22 protein-coding genes are annotated in these 18,420 nt (G+C 60.3%); 14 read left to right on the top strand and 8 right to left on the bottom strand.

Annotation, left to right across the window (positions count from 1 at the left end):
- Window position 1: 1 nt before the first annotated feature.
- Window positions 2-1,219: a prolyl oligopeptidase family serine peptidase gene (locus K1W69_RS10525; RefSeq protein WP_220228309.1), complete on the bottom strand. Its 1,218-nt coding sequence runs from the start codon at window positions 1,217-1,219 to the stop codon at window positions 2-4.
- A 218-nt stretch (window positions 1,220-1,437) separates the two neighbouring features.
- Here K1W69_RS10525 and K1W69_RS10530 point away from each other — a divergent pair, with 218 nt between their 5' ends.
- The 3 genes from K1W69_RS10530 (at window position 1,438) to K1W69_RS10540 (ending at window position 4,451) form a co-directional block, all read left to right on the top strand.
- On the top strand, window positions 1,438-2,517 hold the full coding sequence (locus K1W69_RS10530) for a sulfite exporter TauE/SafE family protein (RefSeq protein WP_220228310.1): 1,080 nt from the start codon (window positions 1,438-1,440) through the stop codon (window positions 2,515-2,517).
- 81 nt (window positions 2,518-2,598) lie between these two features.
- Window positions 2,599-3,687: a bifunctional transcriptional activator/DNA repair enzyme AdaA gene (locus tag K1W69_RS10535; RefSeq protein WP_220228311.1), complete on the top strand. Its 1,089-nt coding sequence runs from the start codon at window positions 2,599-2,601 to the stop codon at window positions 3,685-3,687.
- A complete protein-coding gene (locus tag K1W69_RS10540; RefSeq protein ID WP_220228312.1) occupies window positions 3,684-4,451 on the top strand; it encodes an isocitrate lyase/PEP mutase family protein in 768 nt (255 codons plus the stop codon). Before K1W69_RS10535 ends, K1W69_RS10540 begins: the two co-directional genes overlap by 4 nt.
- Window positions 4,452-4,455: 4 nt before the next feature.
- Here K1W69_RS10540 and K1W69_RS10545 read toward each other — a convergent pair whose 3' ends face one another.
- Window positions 4,456-5,262, bottom strand: a complete 807-nt coding sequence (locus tag K1W69_RS10545; protein WP_220228313.1) for a mechanosensitive ion channel family protein — start codon at window positions 5,260-5,262, stop codon at window positions 4,456-4,458.
- 276 nt (window positions 5,263-5,538) lie between these two features.
- Between K1W69_RS10545 and K1W69_RS27455 the strand changes: the two genes are divergently transcribed.
- Together K1W69_RS27455 and K1W69_RS27460 are read left to right on the top strand one after the other, a co-directional pair.
- Complete coding sequence (locus K1W69_RS27455; protein WP_220228314.1) at window positions 5,539-5,769, top strand: prolyl oligopeptidase family serine peptidase; 231 nt, start codon at window positions 5,539-5,541, stop codon at window positions 5,767-5,769.
- Window positions 5,717-5,890: a hypothetical protein gene (locus K1W69_RS27460; protein WP_220228315.1), complete on the top strand. Its 174-nt coding sequence runs from the start codon at window positions 5,717-5,719 to the stop codon at window positions 5,888-5,890. Before K1W69_RS27455 ends, K1W69_RS27460 begins: the two co-directional genes overlap by 53 nt.
- 25 nt (window positions 5,891-5,915) lie before the next feature.
- Here K1W69_RS27460 and K1W69_RS10560 read toward each other — a convergent pair whose 3' ends face one another.
- On the bottom strand, window positions 5,916-7,463 hold the full coding sequence (locus tag K1W69_RS10560) for an acetolactate synthase large subunit (RefSeq protein ID WP_220228316.1): 1,548 nt from the start codon (window positions 7,461-7,463) through the stop codon (window positions 5,916-5,918).
- A gap of 173 nt (window positions 7,464-7,636) precedes the next feature.
- Between K1W69_RS10560 and K1W69_RS10565 the strand changes: the two genes are divergently transcribed.
- From K1W69_RS10565 to K1W69_RS10605, 9 genes are all read left to right on the top strand, one after another.
- Window positions 7,637-8,323, top strand: coding sequence for an IclR family transcriptional regulator (locus tag K1W69_RS10565; RefSeq protein WP_258570983.1), 687 nt, complete (start codon window positions 7,637-7,639; stop codon window positions 8,321-8,323).
- A gap of 2 nt (window positions 8,324-8,325) precedes the next feature.
- Window positions 8,326-10,047, top strand: coding sequence for a hypothetical protein (locus K1W69_RS10570; protein WP_258570984.1), 1,722 nt, complete (start codon window positions 8,326-8,328; stop codon window positions 10,045-10,047).
- Window positions 10,044-10,748 (top strand): hypothetical protein, encoded by a 705-nt coding sequence (locus K1W69_RS10575; RefSeq protein ID WP_258570985.1) that lies wholly within the window; start codon window positions 10,044-10,046, stop codon window positions 10,746-10,748. The genes K1W69_RS10570 and K1W69_RS10575 overlap by 4 nt, the downstream gene beginning before the upstream one ends.
- Window positions 10,749-10,765: 17 nt before the next feature.
- The gene (locus K1W69_RS10580; RefSeq protein WP_220229296.1) at window positions 10,766-11,752 is read left to right on the top strand and encodes a dipeptidase; all 987 of its coding nucleotides are present in this window, start codon (window positions 10,766-10,768) and stop codon (window positions 11,750-11,752) included.
- A gap of 1 nt (window position 11,753) precedes the next feature.
- Entirely contained in the window at window positions 11,754-12,815 is a 1,062-nt protein-coding gene (locus K1W69_RS10585) for an ABC transporter substrate-binding protein (RefSeq protein WP_220228318.1), read from the top strand.
- A gap of 26 nt (window positions 12,816-12,841) precedes the next feature.
- On the top strand, window positions 12,842-13,690 hold the full coding sequence (locus K1W69_RS10590) for an ABC transporter permease (protein ID WP_220228319.1): 849 nt from the start codon (window positions 12,842-12,844) through the stop codon (window positions 13,688-13,690).
- Window positions 13,691-13,696: 6 nt separating this feature from the next.
- Complete coding sequence (locus K1W69_RS10595; protein ID WP_220228320.1) at window positions 13,697-14,524, top strand: ABC transporter permease; 828 nt, start codon at window positions 13,697-13,699, stop codon at window positions 14,522-14,524.
- 2 nt (window positions 14,525-14,526) lie between these two features.
- Window positions 14,527-15,594 carry an ABC transporter ATP-binding protein gene (locus tag K1W69_RS10600; protein WP_220228322.1) on the top strand — a complete coding sequence of 356 codons (1,068 nt, stop codon included), beginning with the start codon at window positions 14,527-14,529 and terminating at the stop codon, window positions 15,592-15,594.
- 147 nt (window positions 15,595-15,741) lie between these two features.
- On the top strand, window positions 15,742-16,185 hold the full coding sequence (locus tag K1W69_RS10605) for a hypothetical protein (protein ID WP_220228323.1): 444 nt from the start codon (window positions 15,742-15,744) through the stop codon (window positions 16,183-16,185).
- A gap of 51 nt (window positions 16,186-16,236) precedes the next feature.
- On the opposite strand, the gene K1W69_RS10610 is transcribed toward K1W69_RS10605, so the two are convergent.
- The 5 genes from K1W69_RS10610 to K1W69_RS10625 all read right to left on the bottom strand — a co-directional run bounded on the left by K1W69_RS10610 (window position 16,237) and on the right by K1W69_RS10625 (window position 18,309).
- Window positions 16,237-16,404, bottom strand: coding sequence for a hypothetical protein (locus K1W69_RS10610; protein WP_220228324.1), 168 nt, complete (start codon window positions 16,402-16,404; stop codon window positions 16,237-16,239).
- Window positions 16,404-16,628, bottom strand: coding sequence for a DUF1127 domain-containing protein (locus tag K1W69_RS10615; protein WP_220228325.1), 225 nt, complete (start codon window positions 16,626-16,628; stop codon window positions 16,404-16,406). The genes K1W69_RS10610 and K1W69_RS10615 overlap by 1 nt, the downstream gene beginning before the upstream one ends.
- Before the next feature lie 531 nt (window positions 16,629-17,159).
- Window positions 17,160-17,294, bottom strand: coding sequence for a hypothetical protein (locus tag K1W69_RS27030; RefSeq protein ID WP_258570987.1), 135 nt, complete (start codon window positions 17,292-17,294; stop codon window positions 17,160-17,162).
- 13 nt (window positions 17,295-17,307) lie between these two features.
- On the bottom strand, window positions 17,308-17,586 hold the full coding sequence (locus tag K1W69_RS10620; RefSeq protein ID WP_220228326.1) for a YjiS-like domain-containing protein: 279 nt from the start codon (window positions 17,584-17,586) through the stop codon (window positions 17,308-17,310).
- Window positions 17,587-17,727: 141 nt separating this feature from the next.
- Complete coding sequence (locus tag K1W69_RS10625; RefSeq protein WP_220228327.1) at window positions 17,728-18,309, bottom strand: GNAT family N-acetyltransferase; 582 nt, start codon at window positions 18,307-18,309, stop codon at window positions 17,728-17,730.
- Between the last annotated feature and the right edge of the window lie 111 nt (window positions 18,310-18,420).

The raw sequence follows: 18,420 nt of genomic DNA on the forward strand, positions 1-18,420 counted from the left end.
ATCAATCTTTTAAAGTATCGGCAAGCCAGTCATAGACGATCGCGTTGGAGAGTGGAAGATTGCCAAGCTGACAGTGCATGTCGGCGCCTTCCTCGACGGTGAATATCCGGCTTGTGGCTGGTCCCGAAACAGCGTCGCAAAAGGTCTTGTGCTGGTCGAGAGCCTCCGCGCCCTCGCCGGTTCCAACCATGCCGAGAACCGGACATGCGATATCGGCGAGCCGGTCCGTGGCCCGATAGGCTTCGAGTTTCTCGAACCAGCCGGAAAAGGTCGTCACGCCGAAGCGGCGGCACGCCGCCTTGAAACCGAGCTTGACGCTGGACGGCATGTATTGTTCCGGAATGTCGTCCACCTCGTCGAGGCTGACATCCTCATCCTCATCGCCCTCGCCCGCCTGGACGAAGCCGCTCATGTAATCGAGAAGGTCGATGATCGGCGAATTGGCCACAAGCGCCCGGATCCTTTGATCGCCAGCCGCGCCACGAATGGTGAAATAACCGCCAAAACTGATGCCGTACAGGCCGAGTTTCTCCGGATTGACGGCGTCGACGCCCAGACAGAAATCGACAATCGCGGCGATAGGAGCCTCGTAGTCGGGCCGAAAAACCATCGTCGGATCACGCCGCAAGGTTCCGACCTGTCCCGGGCCCTCGGCGATCAACAGATTGAACCCGCGCGCAAGACCGTCGGCGGCGGTCTGGAAATAGAGCTCTTCTCCGGTTCCGTCGAAACCCGTCATCACGATGACTGTCCGGCCGTCCGGCGCGCCGCCTGCCGGCTGGAGGAAATAGCCGGGCAGCATCTTGCCCTCGAACGGTATGTCCACCGGCTTCACGGCATGTGGCGTCAGGGAGGCGGCCCTGATGAAGGCGTCGCGGCTCTTCAACCCGTAACCGAGACCGTCCGGACCGAACGGATCGGAGAAATATTCCGCTGACCGGTAATAGCTCGAGGCGCGCAGAAGATGTCCGCAGGCGCTCACGTCATGACCGGCCGCCAGGGCGCTTTCGGCGAGATCCGAGAGCCTGTCCGCCTGGGCGGTGAACGCGGCCGGCCATGCAAAGGCGTTGTCGTCCATGATTTTCGCCCGCGCGGCGAAGATCTCTCCAGGCGCGCCGCCGCCAGCCGTCGCGACGCCCAGTTGACGCATCAGCTGGAAATCCATTTCCGGCGAGGCGAAACCGGCAATTCGGGTGGACGTTCGCTCGACGCCTGTCATGTTTCCGCTCCTGGTTGGCGAGACAACGGTGAAGCGAAGCCTGCAAACCTGTCAAGACGAACGGCGCTTTGCGGGAGATCTTCTTCAGGACTGGTCTACTTCATAAGAGAACGCTAAAGAACTCAGTCAAAGGTCAAAAGACGGAAAACCGTCATTCCCGGGGAAGCGACCGACAGGCGAAGAAACCACAAGAACGAGAGCTTCGGTTAGAAATATCCATGTCCACATCCACTGCAAGGCGCAACCATCTCTGGCTGTGGTTCCTCTGGCTTGGCGCGTTCTACGTCGTCTGGACCTGGCTGGTGTTCGGAATGGACAATGTCGCCGCGACGCTCGCCCACTGGCCGATCGCTATGGCCATGGCGCTTGGCAGCTATGTGGCCGGCTCGACCCCGATGGGCGGCGGGACTGTCGGATTTCCTGTCCTGGTCCTTTTCTTTGACATGCCCGCGAGCATGGGGCGGGACTTCAGTTTCGCGGTGCAGTCCGTCGGGATGACCAGCGCCAGCATCTTTATCCTGTGCCGGCGGCAGGGCCTTGCCCGGTCCATGCTGTACGGGGCCATTCTTGGCGCAACGCTCGGCGTTCCGCTCGGCATATTCTTTGTCGCGCCGCTGTTTTCCGATCTCTGGATCAAGATATCGTTCGCCGTCATCTGGTGCGGCTTCGGACTTCTGCATCTCTATCGTCTTGCAGAAATCGCCGGTCATCAGGGCATGACGGAGTTCAGCGAGACCTGGGATTTCCGGATCGGCGCGATCCTCGGCTTTCTCGCAGGCGCAACCGTGGTTTCCGTCACGGGCGTGGGCATCGACATGGTCGTCTACGCCTGCCTCGTTCTCCTGTTCCGAACCGACCTGAAGATCGCCATTCCAACCTCGGTCGTCATCATGGCGTTCTGCTCTGTCTACGGCGTCCTGATCAAGAAATTCACCACCGGAATGCAGCCCGGAACCTACGAGAACTGGCTCGCGGCCGCGCCGGTCGTGGCGCTGGGAGCGCCGCTCGGCGTCTTCATCGTCGGCCTGATCGGCCGCAAGCCGACGCTTTTGTTCGTATCGATTCTGTGTGTCGGACAATATGTCTGGACCTGCTTCAACGCCCTTCCCTCGCTCGGATGGCTGGGCATCGCGGTCGCCTGCGTTCTGGTCGGAATTCTTCTCTACGCCTTTGAACGCCTGCGCCGCTACGGCGATGTGCTGGCCGGCGACCGGCCGGTCTCCGACGTCAGCCCTGAGGCGCATCTGTCGAGCCTCGGCGTCGAGGAGATCGAACCACATGTGCACACCGAGAAATAATCCGCTGTCGAACAACGCATTTGCGATATCGACGCCCGAATTGAGACTGACAGCCCGGCGGCGACCCATTAATGTGCCGCCATGCTGTTTCGATTGCCTGACCACGACACACTCTACCAGGCGCTTATAGACCGCGACGAAGCCTACGACGGACGCGCCTTCGTCGGCGTGACGAGCACCGGTGTGTTTTGCCGATTGTCCTGTCCGGCGCGCAATCCCAAGTCTGAAAATTGCACGTTCTTCGCGTCCGTGCAGGAATGTCTTGAAGCCGGTTTTCGTCCGTGCAAACGGTGCCATCCGATGGCGCCGGCGGCGGCAGCCGACGCTGCTGTCCAGCGGCTCGTCAGCGCGCTCGAACAGCGCCCGGAACACCATTGGAGCGAGGGCGACGTCGTCGCCATGGGACTGGATCCGTCAACCGTGCGACGGGCTTTCAAGCGGCATTACGGAATGACGTTTCTGGAAATGGCGCGGCTTACCCGAATCCGATCAGGTTTCGAGACGCTGTCCGGCGGCGGCCGCGTCATAGACGCCCAACTCGACGCCGGCTTTGATTCCCCGAGCGGTTTTCGCAACGCCTTCGCGCGTCTGCTCGGACAGCCTCCGTCCTCTTTCACCGGTCGTGAACTCCTGAAGGCAAGCTGGATCGACACGCCGCTCGGAGCCATGATCGCCGTCAGCGACCGACATGTGCTGCATCTCCTGGAATTCATCGACAGAAAGGCGCTTCCGGCGGAACTGAAGCGCCTGCGCGCCCATTCGAAAGGCGGCGTTGGCATCGGCCGCGAACCACCGACCGAACAGGCGGAAACGGAGCTCGCCGCCTATTTCTCCGGTCAAAGCGCTGCGTTCACTGTTCCGCTGAAGTTTCATGGCAGCGCGTTCACCTGTGAGGTCTGGCGCGCGCTGAGGGAAATACCGGCTGGCGAAACCTGCAGCTACAGCGATCTCGCGCGGACCATCGGAAGGCCAGATGCGACGCGCGCGGTCGCGCGCGCCAACGGGGCCAACCAACTCGCCCTCATCGTGCCCTGCCACAGGGTCATCGGCGCGGACGGTTCGCTGACCGGATATGGCGGAGGTCTCTGGCGCAAGCAGCAACTCATCGAACTGGAGCGGCAATACGCGGCGCCTGCCAGGCGCGCGGATCATCGGGAGGAAATCGCATGAACCAGTCAGAGAAGGCGGCTGCGTTCGCAGCCATGCATGTCAAGGGCGACCCCCTCGTCCTGTTCAATATCTGGGACGCAGGCAGCGCCAAGGTTGTTGCGGACGCCGGAGCGCCCGCAGTTGCGACGGGAAGCTGGTCGGTCGCGGCCGCTCACGGGTATCAGGACGGGGAATCGATCCCGCTGGAACTTCTGGAAGTGGTGACGAGCCGCATTGCAGCCACCGTCGACATCCCCCTGACAGTGGACTTCGAAGGCGGATACGCGGCGGGACCGGAAGGCATAGCGGCCAATGTGGGCCGTATCATCCGGTCCGGCGCGATCGGCGTCAATTTCGAGGATCAGATCGTCGGCGGCGAGGGTCTGTATGACATCGACATCCAGACGACGCGGCTGCGGGCCGCGGTTCAGGCGGGCGAGGAAAACGGGATCATGCTCTTCGCCAACGCCCGAACGGATATCTTTCTCAAGGAACGCGACCGTTCGAAACATCCGGCTTTGTTACAGGCGGCGAAAGACCGGGCTGCGGCCTATGCGGAGGCCGGCGCGAGCGGCTTTTTCGCACCCGGCCTCGTCGATATCGACCTTGTCGCGGAATTGTGCGCGGCGTCTTCGCTACCCGTCAATATCCTGATCATGCCGGACGCGCCGTCACACGCCGACCTCGCAAAGGCTGGCGTCGGGCGGATCAGTTATGGTCCTGGCCCTTATCGCCGCTACGCCGCAATGCTCGCCGACATGTACCGGACCGCCATGGAAGGCTGAAGGGTCAGTCTCCCTTCCTGATTTCGACCTGATGGGGATAGGGAATGGAAATGCCGTTTTCGTCGAAGGCCTTTTTCACGTCCTTGATGAAGGCGAATTTCAGCTCCCAATAATCGGCCGCGTTGCACCAAAGCCGCACGCCCAGATCGACGGATGAATCACCGAGATTGACAACCCTCACCCAGGGTTCGGGATCTTTCATCACCCGATTGTCGGCCGCCGCCCTGTCGAGAATGACCGACATCGCCTTGTCGGCGTCATCGTCGTAGTCGATGCCGAACTGGACATCGAGCCGCCGTGTCGGGTGCGCCGAATAGTTCGTTATGATCGTACCCCAGATCTTGGCGTTCGGCACGATGATCTGCACATTGTCGGGCGTGGCGAGTTCCGTGAAGAACAGATTGAGATCTTTTACAGTACCGGCGGCGCCGCCGACATCGACATACTCGCCGAGCTTGAACGGCCGGAAAATGATCAACATCACGCCCGAGGAGACGTCGGCCAGCGTACCCTGCAAGGCAAGGCCGATCGCCAGAGTGGCCGCGCCAAGAACCGCAACAAGGCTGGTCGCCTGGAAGCCGAAGAGCTGGAGAACGGCGATGATGACGATCGTCAGGATCAGCCATCTCGCGATAGAGGAAAAGAAACCGCCTAGCGTATCGTCGATGCGCGGGTTCGAAACGATTCGCCTCTTGATGAAACCCGACGCCATGTTGGCGACGATATAGCCGACCACCAGGAAAACCAGCGCCTTTACGGCGTTGATGATCAGCGGGATGTAGGGCTCTACGTGGGTGGCTACCTGGTCCATTGCTTGTCCTTTTTTCGATCAAACCATTGAAACAACTTCGAGACGTGAAGTCAAAACCGGCGCAGGCGACATTCTCCGTATAATTGCCGGCCGCAAACAACTTCCGCCACTATCATTCGCCGGCAATCCATATCAAGAAGGCGAGCAGTCATGACATCGCCTGGCATCCGGTCCGCGCTGACCGCCGCCGCATTTGCTCTTTGATCCGTTGGCGCCATCGCCGCGGAAAAGACGGCGACCTTTGACTTTGAGGGAGAGACGGTCGGCGGGCTGGTCATGGATGGACTTGCCGCGCTCGATTACCTGGCGGCTTCCGGTGAAGTTGACGCAGACCGCATGGCGATCGTCGGCTGGAGCACGGGCGGCGCTATGGGCGCAACCGCCGCCGGCCGGACAGACCACGATCTCGACGCTGTGGCGCTATGGGCGCCCGGGCGCCAATCTGGCGTCGGCGATGATCCTGCTTCTCGGTCCGGAATCAGGGCAGGTCTTCGTCGACTATCATGACGGCGAAGAGGAACTGTTCGTCAGGCCGATGGATCACACGTTCAGTGCATTCACGGATGAGAAGACCGTGGATGAGCTGATCAACGCGGCGGGCGACTACGTTTCGGCCCATTTCGACTGAGTACCTGCGCCGTCCCCGCCTTTTTTCAAAGCACCGCTTCGATGAGGCGGGGGCCGCGAACGGATGCAAATGCGGCAAACGCGCTTGCGAACTGATCCGTCGTTTCCACGCGCTTGGCCTCGACGCCGTGCCCCTTTGCAAGGCTGACCCAATCCGGCTCCGGATCGGTGAGCGAAATCATAGGAACGCTGTCGGCGTCCGGCGCGCCGGCGCCGATATTCGACATCTCGTTGTTGAGGATGCGGTAGGACCTGTTGGCCATGATGATGACCAGAATGTCGAGGCGGGAGCGCGCCATCGTCCAGAGCGCCTGCAACGTATAGAAAGCCGAGCCGTCGCCGGTCAACGTGATGACCTTTCGATCCGGACAGGCGACCGCGCATCCGATCGCCACGGGCAGGGAGTAGCCGATCGATCCGCCGCGATTGGTCAGCCAGTCATGCGCGCCCGCAGCCGCGCACATCGGATAGAGATGGACGCCGGAGGTGATGGATTCATCGACGACAATCGCATTGTCGGGAAGCCGGTTCGCCAGCAATCGCCCCAGGTTTTCCGGCGTGATGGCGCCAGCCGCCGGCAAGGCAGGTTTTTCCACCACATGCGGTTCTCCGGCCGTCACGCCGAGTTCCGATGCGATTGCCTCTAGCGCTGTTTCAAGGTCGGCGCGCGGCGCGCTCAGCGTCAACACCTCCGCGCCTTCGGGAAGTAGGCGGCTCGGCCGTCCGGGATAGGCGAAGAAGGCCACCGGATCGCGGGCGCCGGCAAGCACCACGCTGCGAATATCCTGCAGCCGCTTGACCGCCAGGTCGACATGAAACGGGATGCGCTCGAGCGCAGGCGCGCCGCCGCCGCGCTGCATGCGGGCGACGGCGGCCTCCGCCAGAACCGTGCAGCCGGTCGCCCTCGATATCGCATCGGCCAGGTATGGGCTTCGGGCGCTGATGAACGGCGCGCCGATGACGAGCGCCGACGTCTCGCCCTGGCGAAGCGTCTCGATCGCCTTGCCGACGACGGACCGGTCGAACTCGGGTCGGGGCAAAGAGTTTTTCCGGATCGCGCTTGCAGCGGTTTCCGACCAGACGACATCGTTGGGCGCGACAAGCGTTCCAATGCCGCCTTCCGGCCCCGCCATATCCGCCAGCATGGTTGCGGCGAGATCGCCTATGCCGTCGGCGCTTCGGGCAGTCTCGACATAGCGGCTGACAGGACGGGCGATGCCCTCGATGTCCGAGGTCAAAGGAGCATTGTGACGGATATGGTCGATCGCATGCTCGCCGATAACGTTGAACACAGGCGTGTCCGCCTTCTTGGCATTGTGGAGGTTCGCGACGCCGTTCGCCAGCCCCGGTCCCAGATGCAACAATGTCGCCGCCGGCTTTCCGCTCATGCGCGCATAGCCGTCGGCGGCGCCTGTCGCGACCCCCTCGAACAGGCAGAGATGCATCGCCAGCGCCTTGTTGCGCGTCATGGCGGTCAGAAGATGCATTTCCGTCGTTCCGGGATTGGCGAAACAGGTGTCAATTCCATTGTCCACCAGGGTTTCGACAAGCAGGTCAGCGCCGGTTCTGGCCATCGGAATATCATCTCCTTTGAAACATGTCTTCGAAGCGCGCTGCCGCGCGCAATGGATTCCGCTTGACACAAAAACAGGGCCGCGACAAGATATCTGATATGGATATCGAGTATTCTAATAGAATACAGCAAGAGAAAGCCGGCGTCCGCCCGCTCTCCACGGCACTGAAGACGATGGCAGTACTCGACGTGCTGGCTTCGGATCGTCGCGGAATGCGCCTCGCTGAAATCGCCAATGCGATGAAGCTCTCTCGTCCCACCGCCTATCAGAGACTTTTGACCCTGATCGAGGCCGGCTGGGTCGAACTGGACGATGCGGGGCGTTATCGCCTGTCGCTGCACGCCTGCCGCATCAGCGCCGCGGCGCTGGAACAGGCAAGCCTCGGGCAACGTGTCGTTCCAATCATGGAAAGGCTGGTTGAGGAGACGCACGAAACCGCATCCATTTCGGTTCTCGACGGCGGCGTTCCCTGCATCATCCAGCGCGTGGAGAGTGAAAACGTTCTGCGCGCCGAGCAGAAGATCGGCACCACAATGTCGCTGGAAGGCTCTGCCTCCGGACGTATCCTCGTCGCCTATGCGGACGACCTGACCCTTGAGCGGCTTTCGAACGGAACCCGCGAACTTCCGCCCCAAGATGTCCTCGCGGAGGTCAGGGAGAAGGGATATGCAATCTCGACCGGTTACACGATGGTTGGCGTGCGCGCCGTCGCCGCTCCCGTTTTCGATTATCTCGGCAAATGCCCGGCCACGGTTTCGCTGGTCGCGCCGGACAGTCGCTTTCACCTCGACAAGCTTCTCGACCCGCTCCTCAGGACTGCCGGGGAAATTACACAGTTGCTGAAGGGAAAGCAGGACTGACGATGGCGATGGTCGCAAACGAAGCCTCTGTACTGGATGCGAAACCCGGCCCAAGACCCGCAGCAAAGGTCATGCTGCCGTCCACCCTGGCGGCCATGCAGCCGAGCAGGTTGAGTGGCGCGCGAGCCTTCATGAACAAGATGATCCGCGAGCGCTGGGATATCGGCATCGACCGGTTCGACATCGACGAAACAGGCGCCGGGACAGCCCTTTACCACATCCGGGCGCCCGGCCAGGAATTCAGCTTCATCGCCTTTTCCCGTCCGCCGAGCAGCAAGATGCGGACAGGGCGCATTATCGGCCGCGCCTGGGACATGATGGGAACGCTCAACGAGGGCCCGGCGAACGATGCCGACATCGAGGCCGCCCGAGCAGAACTGCCGAAACTCTATCGAGGCCGTTCGACGAAGAACACCCTCGTATGGTGCCGCTCCAACCGGTCAATGCGGGTGTTTGACCATACCGTCGAAGCCTTGATGCGCGGCGACCAGCCCGATGTCTCAGAGATCGCCGGCGCCTGCTATCTGATGCGCAATACCGGCCTCGATGGCAACGGGACTTTCGGGACACGATCCTTTCCCTCACTCGGACCGGACCATGCGCTTGGCGGGCCTCTGGAGGCGCAGCTTCTCAACGCCTATCTGATGCGTGAGTTCTCCTGCGATCTCGTCGAGCATCTGGCAAGGCTCAAATCGGACAAGGCCGTGTCCCTGAAACCCGAGCTACGCCGCTTCATCGGCGTCGGCAACGGGTCTGCGCTGGGTCTGATATTCTTCATCCACCGGCATCCGCGTCTCATCAATTCGTGGATCAAGGCGCGTGAAACGGCAATCGCCGAAGCGCGCGGGCTGGAACTGAAGAAAGGCGATCCACGGTTCGACCGTCTGGTCATGCTGCTTGAAAAAGCCATCGTCTTCCGAAGGCAGGACCGTATGACGTACGAGACGCTGGCGTCGAGCACCGAGATAGCGGCAGACCTCGACAAGATAGTCGCGGCCGTCAGGGATTTGCAGCAATCTGGCGCAATCGCAGGCGACGCTTCTCCTTTGCCGCTCGACCAGTTGATCCGCCATTTCGAAAACGAACTGCACCCGGAGAGCGTCGAGACGCTGCTTTCGCTGATGATCGAACTGGTTCCGGAAACGGCCGATCGCCTCGCGGCTAAGCAAGGCGGAGTCGACGAACTGCCGCTTCAGGCGAGCCGGACCGTTGCAGACCTTCGCGCCATCATCGCGAGCGAATATCAGTGGGCGCTCAATATCGACATGTCCGCTCCCGACGCCTCGACCTATGTCTGGTATAAATCCGAAACAGCCGAAGAACCAAGAAGAGGCCCTCGTTCCGAAGTCCCTCATGCGCTGGATCTCGGGCTCGATCTTCCCGGCGGCGTCCAGAAGCTCAAAGCCGATCTCGAGGCTTTCGAAGGTGATGCCTTCCTCTCCCGCTTCCTGATGGCGCATCCGGAGCACCGCTATCTGGTCGGGCGACTCCAAAGCCTGTCGGGCGAGCCCTATCACTCGCCAATCGCCAACATCAATGCCGGCGACTTTATCCCGATCGATCTCGTCAGGCTTATGAACGTGACAGTCCACGGTATCGACAAGACCCGGGACTTCCTGAACCGGAACCTGCGCGGCGTGCTCTTTCACGGTGCGCCGACGACCGATGAAATCCGGGCCGGCAAGGGCGAATTCTGGTATTATCCCGAGGAGCCGGTCCTTTGAGCGAGAGCATTGAAACCTTGCGGATCATGCCGCGCGAAATGCGCATGATGACCGAACGCGTCCTGCAGCAGACGGCCCTTCCAATGGGCTTCGTGCTAACTATCTACGACCTGCCAATGTATTCTCAGATGATGGCTCTCGGCGGTCTACATTTGCTGGATCAACGTTTTTCACGCTTGAAAACCGCCGAACCGCGCAACATCCGGATCGTGTCGGAATCATCCGGCAAGATCGTCGTGGACTGCGGCGGCGAACATGCCTGGATCGCGATACCGAGCCTGATCGACCTGATGTGTGAGCTAACCGAACGCTTCGGCGCCGGACAGGTCGAGATCCTGAATGTAGACGACCCCAGGGAACTCGAGGTCGCGGAAGGCTTCGGCCGCCGGTTCGGTCTCGATATCGGCTTTACCGATGCCGCGACGCCGGTTCTTTCGGCGCATAATCTCGAAACCGAGGATGCGGCTCACCAGGATACAGTCCTCTGGAAAGCGTTGGAGAATGGCGCAGACGTACCTGCCGATCTCTGGTGGCGGATCTATACGCTGGCAAAGGGAGCCCTGGCCCCGGACACGGTGGTGTCCCGCCGCCACGCCGGGCCGGTCATGGTGACGGATGACGGCAAGGTAATCGGCCGCGCCGACAACGATGACGATACGGATCTCGAGTTCTTGGTCCGACCAAAAATAAACGAAGAATGAGGGGATGGATGCCGGACTTGATGATTGACGGTCTCCAATGTGGCCACTTCGACAGGGCGGCGTTCGAGTCGCTGGGCAGGGCCGGCGTGGCTGGTGTCGTTGTCACTTGCGGCTTCTGGGAAGGCGCCGTGGAATCACTCGATTCGCTTGGCAGATGGCGTGATCTCATCCGTGAGAACGCCGATATCGCGGGCATTGCCACGACGCCCTCTGAAATCACCGGGTTGGCCAACGAAGGCAAGCTCGCAGTCATTCTCGGCTACCAGAATTCCAACCTGTTCGAGGGGCGGATCCGCTTTGTCGAACTGTTTGCCGAACTCGGCGTTCGCGTGGTCCAGCTCACCTACAACAACCAGAATGAACTCGGCAGCAGTTGCTACGAGGCCGAGGACGGTGGGCTTGCCCGTTTCGGCCGCGAGGTCATCCTCGAAATGAATCGGGCAGGAATGCTCGTCGACTGCAGCCATGTCGGCAACCGCACCACGCTCGACGCCATCGAAGCATCGGATAAGCCGATCGCCGTCACCCACGCCAACGCGCAGTCGCTGTTCGATCATAAGAGAAACAAGTCCGACGACGTCATCCGGGCGCTGGGCGAAACCGGAGGCGTTATCGGTTGTGCGACCTACCGCAACATTACCGGCGACGACTACTGCAAAACCGTTGAGGCCTGGTGCGGAATGCTGGCCAGGACCGTCGAGATAGGCGGCGTCGACACGGTCGCGATCGGCACCGACCGCAGCCACAATTTCACTGCCCCCGACTACGCCTGGATGCGTCAGGGCCGCTGGACCCGCGGCGTCGACTACGGTGCGGCGTCGGCCGCGCGACCAGGTAAAGCGCCGCCGCCCGAGTGGTTCCAGGACGTCGAGGACATGCGCGTAATTCCCGATGGCCTCCGGGCGGTCGGCTTTTCCGAGGAGGAAGTCGACAAGATAACTCACAAGAACTGGATGCGGCTCTACGAGGCTACCTTCCGTAAACCAAAGATAGAGGTGAACTGACATGCACGACAAAAGACCCGTTCTGACGAAGCCGACCGTCAATATTGGTCGCCGGACCGCACTCAAGGGCGCGGCAGCTCTCGCAGCGACGACACTCGCCGCGCCATTCATACGCCGCGCCCAAGCCGCCGATGTGCTCTACATCAATACGTGGGGCGGCCCCTGGCAGGAAGCCGCGACGAAAAACCTTTTCGAACCGTTCACCGAGGAAACAGGGATCGAGATCCGGACGGTCTCCCCGGTCTCGTTCGCCAAGCTCGCCGCCCAGGTAAAGACCGGCGTCTATGAATTCGATGTGACAACACTTGGCGGCGGCGACATTCTGCGCGCCAACCAGGCCGGCATCATCGAGGAGCTGGAACCGCCTTACGAAGGCGGTCTGTTCCAGAATGGCGTCGCCAGCCACGCCTTTGCCACGGTGCTTGCCTGGCGGACCGACAAGTATGCAGATGAAAGCCCAAAGGACTGGGCCGACTTCTGGAATGTCGACAAGTTCCCCGGACCGCGGTCGCTGCAGCGTTATCCGGCCCGCGTCCTGCCGATCGCGCTTCTGGCCGATGGCGTCAAGGTCGAGGATCTCTACCCACTCGACATCGACCGCGCCTTTGCTTCGCTCGACAAGATCAAACCGCATATCCGCGTGTGGTGGACGGCCGGCGCACAGTCAACCCAGATCCTGCGCGATGGCGAGATCGACATGATCGGCATCTGGCACGGCCGCTTCTACGAAGCGCTCGATGCGGGTGCTCCGGTCGCCATGACCTGGAACCAGGCGGAAATCGACCGGGCTTACTGGGTTGTCGCCAAGAACACGCCCAATATGGAAGCGGCCAAGAAGTTCGTCGCCTTCGCAACCAGTGCGAAGCCTCTCGCCGGTTTCGTGACCCAGGGCAAGTACGGTGCGCTCAATCCGGCCGCCAACGAGTTCGTCGATGCGGCCGCCGCCGAGCGGATGCCGACATCGCCGCAGAACTATCCGATGGTCTTCGAGCAGGATGTAGCGAATTTCGGCGCCGATCCGAACGAAGTCTCGCAGCGCTTCGAAGAGTGGATCGCCAGCTAGTATAGCATCGGGCAGGAGTAATACGGATGTCCGTCCATACCGGCGGTGTTCAGAGCCGTGGCCAGTTGTGGCCGTGGCTGCTGCTCCTGCCCCTCGCCGCCTATCTCCTCGTCTTCTTCATCGTGCCGCTTGTCGACGTTGCGATCATGAGCGTGACAGAGCCGAAGCTGTCGCTCGACAACTACACCAAGGTCTTGACGGGTTCGCTATACAGGAAGGTGTTCATCAACACTTTTGCAACGGCCGGGCTGGTCGCGGTCTGCTGTCTGTTAGTAGGCTACCCTCTGGCCTATCTGATGACCCACAGCAGCGAGCGGACTGCATTGCTGATCCTGCTGCTCGTGACGATGAGTTTCTGGACCAGCTTCCTTGTCCGCACCTATGCCTGGATGGTGCTACTCGGCAACCAGGGACCGGTCATCTGGTTCATGGAACTGATCGGCATCGAAGACCCGCCACATCTGCTGTTCACACGGTTTTCCTCGACCCTCGCCATGGTCCACATCCTGGCCCCCTACATGATCATGAACATCTACACGGTGATGAAGAAGATCGATCCGGCGCTCGTCAAGTCGGCCGAAAGCCTGGGAGCAAGAGGATTCTCCGTCTTCCGCCATGTCTATCTGCCGCTTACGGCCCCGGGAATCGCCAACGGTCTCGTGCTGGTTTTCGTCATCTGTCTCGGGTTCTACGTCACACCCGTTCTGCTCGGCAGCCCGCGAGAACAGATGATCGCAGGGCTTATCGGCCACCAGATCGAGGAATTCCTGGCATTCGGCCTCGGCTCGGCCATGGCCATGGTGCTGCTGGCCATCACCATGGTGATTCTCGCAATCTACCACCGCCGCTTTGGCCTCGACAGGTTGTGGGGATAGGGCGAGATGAACGGATTGATGAAAACAATCGGCTTTATCGTCATCTGCTTCATCGCGGCGCCGCTGGTCATCGTTGTTCCGATGTCGTTCTCGGATGCGCAGTCCTTGCAGTTTCCGCCGCCCGGATACTGGCTTGGTTACTACCGCGACTATTTTACCGACATGTCCTGGCTCAGGCCGACCTGGAACAGCATCCTGATCGCCTCCGCGACGACGGTCCTCACCATGGCGCTTGTAGTGCCGGCGACATTCGCACTGGTTCGCCACAGATTCTACGGCAAGAGCATCGCCAATATCATGATGCTCATGCCCATGGCTGTGCCTCATATCGTCATGGCTGTGGGCTATTACTCTTATTTCGGCCAGTTGCGGCTGGTCCACACCCATCTTGGCGTAATTCTCGCCCACTCCTGCCTGTCGGTGCCGATCGCATTCCTCGTGCTCTCGGCCAACCTAAAGGGATTCGACCGCACGCTGGAACGGGCGGCCCAAAGCCTCGGCGCCAGCCCCGTCAGGACCTTTATCCATGTCACGCTTCCGATCCTGCGTCCCGGACTGCTGATCAGCGGGCTCTTCGCGTTCATTCAGTCCTTTGACGAAACGGTCGTCGCGATCTTCATTTCCGGCCGCGACGCAGAGACGTTGCCGCGCAAGATGTTCGACAGCATCCGTCAGGAGGCGGACCCGGTCATCGCGGTGATCTCAACCCTTCTATTCGTCGTGGTTCTGATCGGTCTTCTCACGCCCTATCTCGTCAGGGGGCTACGCGGACGGCTGCGCGCCAGAAACGCCGGGCAGGAACCGCGGCCTGCGGCTCTCGCCACCCAGGAGTAACGATGAGCAGTTATCTCAATCTCAGCGGCGTCAACAAGATGTTCGGCGATTTTCAGGCGCTGGACGACGTCAATCTGGATATCGAACGCGGCGAATTTGTCACTTTTCTGGGGCCCAGCGGGTCCGGAAAGACGACGACGCTGATGATCATCGCCGGCTTCGAGCACGCTACGAAAGGCCGCATCACCATCGACGGGAAACCTTTGGACGGCCTGAAGCCCTATCAGCGCAATATCGGCATTGTTTTCCAGAATTACGCGCTTTTTCCGCACAAGACCGCGGTCGAGAACGTCTATTTCCCGTTGCAGATGCGGGGCGCCAGCCGAAAGGAAGGTCTGGAGAAAGCCAACCAGATGCTTGAACTCGTCGGTCTGAAAGGCTTCAGCGAGCGGCATCCAAAGGAGTTGTCAGGCGGACAGCAACAACGCGTGGCCCTGGCGCGGGCGCTGGTGTTCGAGCCTTCCCTGCTTCTTCTCGATGAACCGCTCGGCGCGCTGGACAAGAATCTGCGCGAGCAGATGCAGATCGAGATCAAGCGCATCCAGAAGCGCCTCGGCGTGACGACGATCTTCGTCACCCACGACCAGACGGAAGCCATGTCGATGTCCGACCGCATCGTCGTCTTCGACAAGGGCCGTATCGAACAGGTCGCCGACCCGCTGGACCTTTATCACCGGCCGAACACGCGTTTCGTCGCCGGCTTCGTCGGTGAAAGCAACATCATGGCAGGTCATGTGGTCGACGCAGCGGCGGGTGTCGCCGAATGCGCGGTTTTCGGAACCTGTCGCTATCCGGCCGACGCCCGGTTCTCGAACGGCCAAGCGGTGAACATCCTGATTCGTCCGGAACATCTGAAGATATCACGCAAGGCTCCTGAGAGTGGAGAATGGGCGACCATGACCGTCGACACGATCGTCAACTACGGCGACAACGCCCTTGTGATCGGTCACAGCGGCGATCATCCGGTCAGGGTGCGCGTGCTTGGCGCGGACGTTGTAATTATCCAGGAAGGTGAGGACTGTCACATAAGCTGGCAGCCTGACGCCGTACACATTATCTCCGAGGCCTGACCTTCGGACCAGCATTCCAACTGGCAATGCTACTCCCGTCAGGCGGTCCTTTCCGACTGAACGGCGGATGAATGGACAGTTCAGAAGGCATTCAATACGTTCGTCGCATAGTCGGAATCATCGGGAAGCGAACAAAGGAACGAACCCATGAGAAAGATCCTCCTCACTGCAATGGCCGCGACAACGCTGATCGCCACATCCGGCTTTGCCAACGCCCTGGATCTTCAGTCCGGCGGCCAACCGAAACTGAAGGTGTCCCGTGTGCAGATGGGCATCCAGTCGCCCAAGACCAACGCCTGCCCGACCAAAGCGAAGATGAACGTCTGGGTTTTCACCAACAAGCCCGGAACGGTGCCGATCTACATAGCACGCGACGGCGGCGCGAGCGTCTCCGGTCCGTATCAGGTCACGACGAAGGCGACCGGCAATGGAAAATATATGGGCGTCTATTCGCGCACGCTGAAAATCCATCAGCCGATCGATGCGCGCTACCGCGCATCCGCGCCGAATTTCAAGAAGCTGAGCAACTGGGTTCCGCTGAAGGCGAGCTGCAAGATCGGACTTGGCGGCGGCGGTCTGGTCAAGCAGTAGACTCGGGCATGCACCCCAAAAAACAAGAAACCCGGCTTGGTAGCCGGGTTTTCAATTTCTTGGTTTCAGGCAATCCCGTTTTCGACGGAACTCCCCGAGGGCGCCGCGAATGAGGACGCTCAGCATCAACATTCGGACACCGGCAATGCTGGCCTCCGCCTTGGTGATGTGAACGCCCTCACGGATCAGCGCCATGGGGACAAGCTCTGGATCCATCATCAGTCGATGTCCCGGAACACGCCGCGTCCGCTCGAGACGCCGAAGGCGACGTCGCCGCGGCACAGTCCGATGTCGCGCAATTCGTGGGATGACATGGCCAGCAGCGCGGCGTGTTCCCGGCGATTGCGGTTTGCCGCCCGGACGCGGCCGGGCACTCCCATGACGCGCCGCCATATCGAGCCGGCAAACGCGTCTTCTGCGCCATGAGTGGTGGTCGTGTTCATTTTTCAGATTCCTTCATACTGGCTCCCGCCAATGTGCGGGAGTTCATTTTCGATGCTGCAAATTTAGGGAGCTGCTGTTTCAGGCTGATTTCCTTGAACGCCGTTTTATGTTTCAATTGTCGGAAATGATGGAATTATTTTCTTTCTGAAATTCAATATGATAGCTCTATATTTCGTGAGTGGCTGAAACATCTGAAACATTTCACGGCCAGGATGGGCGTCGTTCCCTTTGCCGGATCGGATTGAGACAAGCGCCGTGAAGATCACATGTGCACAGCGCCTGACATCGACATCACTAGTGCCCCGAATCTGAAGTTGATTACATCCTGCAGCACGCTCTATTCGAACTTCAGATTCGACAAGGGCACTAGCAAGATATTGTTTCTAGTGTGGTTTACGGATTTGAAGTTCCTGTATGAGACAGCTGCTACAATGTAAGGAACTTCAAATCCACCACACTAGGCGCTCGCTTCGCCACACAAAAAAAGCGCCGCTTGCAAGGCGGCGCAGTCGGGAGGAAATTCGGGGAGCCTATCGGCCCTGTTTACGAAGCCAGTTTCTGTAGATTTCGCTATCGAGACCGTTGAGAGAGCGCTTCACGCCCCTGCCCGTATCGATTGCGTGTCGGTTCCTGTCCACCTGGACGTCTTTGGGGAATATCGGCATGTCTATCTCCTTGTCATAACTTGAAGTGCTTCGTCCGCCGCGAAATGCGTCCGAGCTCGGCGGTAGCGTTCTCTTCCATGGGCAGGCGCGAAACCTGAAAGAGGTCGCCCCGCATCAGACCAATGTCACGCAATTGCGCGTCATTCAGTTCCTGCAAGTCGCGAAGCGCCTGGATGTCGCGGTAGCGACGGGCGCGATGTCGTAGTGCTTTTTCCACCCGCGCGTAGAGATGACGAAACACCTCTTCCAATCCCGGGAAGAAACCATGTGCATGTCTGCTGACAATGTTCATTTGCTTTGCCTTTCGCTTTCGGCTGCATTTGATTTTCGATGGCTGGACAGTATGGCCTGGTCGTTTCTGTTTGATTTCGCACTGCGGCGAGAATTGTTTCCTTTGTTTCGGAGTACCGGGCCGAAAAGGATCCACGCCCCGTCAATGCAGCGCGCTTGACGCCGCGAGGTCCTTGACGAGACGCTTCACTCCGACCTCCCGCCGGTTTGCCGCAACCGTGTAACCGCACCGGCGAGCCAGGCTCAGCATCGCGTGATTGTCGTCCAGCGTATCGGCGAAAAGCCGCCGAAGACCTCCCGTGCGCGCCCGATTCTCCAGGGCATCCAACAATCGAACGGCAATGCCGCGTCCCTGCCAGCGATCATCGACAGCGATCGCGAATTCCGCTTCGCCAGGATGTTCCGGATCGACGGCGTAGCGCGCTTCGCCAACCATTCTTTTCGAACCCTCTTCCGTCGCCTCCGCCATGAAGGCGACGTGGCGCCTGCCGTTGAGGCGTGTCAGGGATCTCAGGAGATAATCAGGCATTTCGCTGACGGGGCGCAGAAAGCGCTCCCGGCGCGATTTGTCGGTCAATTCGTTCAGAAACGTCCGCAGCTTCTCGGCGTCGAACGCCGTCATCGGACGCAGGTTGACTGCGCCGCCCGCAAGAAAATGCTCAGCGGCCGAATAACCGTGCGAGAGAGGATGTGTCTGCAATCCCGGTCGTGATCTGTCGAACATGACCCTGCTTCCATTTCTGATTGATCAGGAGCAGGAAACTGGACCCCGGACGTTTCAACCGGATATCGTGTATCGAGGAAAAGCGTTTCAATTGTAACGCGAACAGCCCCG

The organism is Flavimaribacter sediminis (assembly GCF_019492055.1).
Lineage (GTDB): Bacteria > Pseudomonadota > Alphaproteobacteria > Rhizobiales > Rhizobiaceae > Flavimaribacter > Flavimaribacter sediminis.

What these genes read in the sequence shown, in the direction of transcription:
- K1W69_RS10525 (WP_220228309.1), bottom strand. Translation starts at nt 1,219, where the DNA reads ATGACAGGCGTCGAGCGAACGTCCACCCGAATTGCCGGTTTCGCCTCG.
- K1W69_RS10530 (WP_220228310.1), top strand. Translation starts at nt 1,438, where the DNA reads ATGTCCACATCCACTGCAAGGCGCAACCATCTCTGGCTGTGGTTCCTC.
- K1W69_RS10535 (WP_220228311.1), top strand. Translation starts at nt 2,599, where the DNA reads ATGCTGTTTCGATTGCCTGACCACGACACACTCTACCAGGCGCTTATA.
- K1W69_RS10540 (WP_220228312.1), top strand. Translation starts at nt 3,684, where the DNA reads ATGAACCAGTCAGAGAAGGCGGCTGCGTTCGCAGCCATGCATGTCAAG.
- K1W69_RS10545 (WP_220228313.1), bottom strand. Translation starts at nt 5,262, where the DNA reads ATGGACCAGGTAGCCACCCACGTAGAGCCCTACATCCCGCTGATCATC.
- K1W69_RS27455 (WP_220228314.1), top strand. Translation starts at nt 5,539, where the DNA reads ATGGATGGACTTGCCGCGCTCGATTACCTGGCGGCTTCCGGTGAAGTT.
- K1W69_RS27460 (WP_220228315.1), top strand. Translation starts at nt 5,717, where the DNA reads ATGATCCTGCTTCTCGGTCCGGAATCAGGGCAGGTCTTCGTCGACTAT.
- K1W69_RS10560 (WP_220228316.1), bottom strand. Translation starts at nt 7,463, where the DNA reads ATGGCCAGAACCGGCGCTGACCTGCTTGTCGAAACCCTGGTGGACAAT.
- K1W69_RS10565 (WP_258570983.1), top strand. Translation starts at nt 7,637, where the DNA reads ATGGCAGTACTCGACGTGCTGGCTTCGGATCGTCGCGGAATGCGCCTC.
- K1W69_RS10570 (WP_258570984.1), top strand. Translation starts at nt 8,326, where the DNA reads ATGGCGATGGTCGCAAACGAAGCCTCTGTACTGGATGCGAAACCCGGC.
- K1W69_RS10585 (WP_220228318.1), top strand. Translation starts at nt 11,754, where the DNA reads ATGCACGACAAAAGACCCGTTCTGACGAAGCCGACCGTCAATATTGGT.
- K1W69_RS10590 (WP_220228319.1), top strand. Translation starts at nt 12,842, where the DNA reads ATGTCCGTCCATACCGGCGGTGTTCAGAGCCGTGGCCAGTTGTGGCCG.
- K1W69_RS10595 (WP_220228320.1), top strand. Translation starts at nt 13,697, where the DNA reads ATGAACGGATTGATGAAAACAATCGGCTTTATCGTCATCTGCTTCATC.
- K1W69_RS10600 (WP_220228322.1), top strand. Translation starts at nt 14,527, where the DNA reads ATGAGCAGTTATCTCAATCTCAGCGGCGTCAACAAGATGTTCGGCGAT.
- K1W69_RS10605 (WP_220228323.1), top strand. Translation starts at nt 15,742, where the DNA reads ATGAGAAAGATCCTCCTCACTGCAATGGCCGCGACAACGCTGATCGCC.
- K1W69_RS10610 (WP_220228324.1), bottom strand. Translation starts at nt 16,404, where the DNA reads ATGATGGATCCAGAGCTTGTCCCCATGGCGCTGATCCGTGAGGGCGTT.
- K1W69_RS10615 (WP_220228325.1), bottom strand. Translation starts at nt 16,628, where the DNA reads ATGAACACGACCACCACTCATGGCGCAGAAGACGCGTTTGCCGGCTCG.
- K1W69_RS27030 (WP_258570987.1), bottom strand. Translation starts at nt 17,294, where the DNA reads ATGCCGATATTCCCCAAAGACGTCCAGGTGGACAGGAACCGACACGCA.
- K1W69_RS10620 (WP_220228326.1), bottom strand. Translation starts at nt 17,586, where the DNA reads ATGAACATTGTCAGCAGACATGCACATGGTTTCTTCCCGGGATTGGAA.
- K1W69_RS10625 (WP_220228327.1), bottom strand. Translation starts at nt 18,309, where the DNA reads ATGTTCGACAGATCACGACCGGGATTGCAGACACATCCTCTCTCGCAC.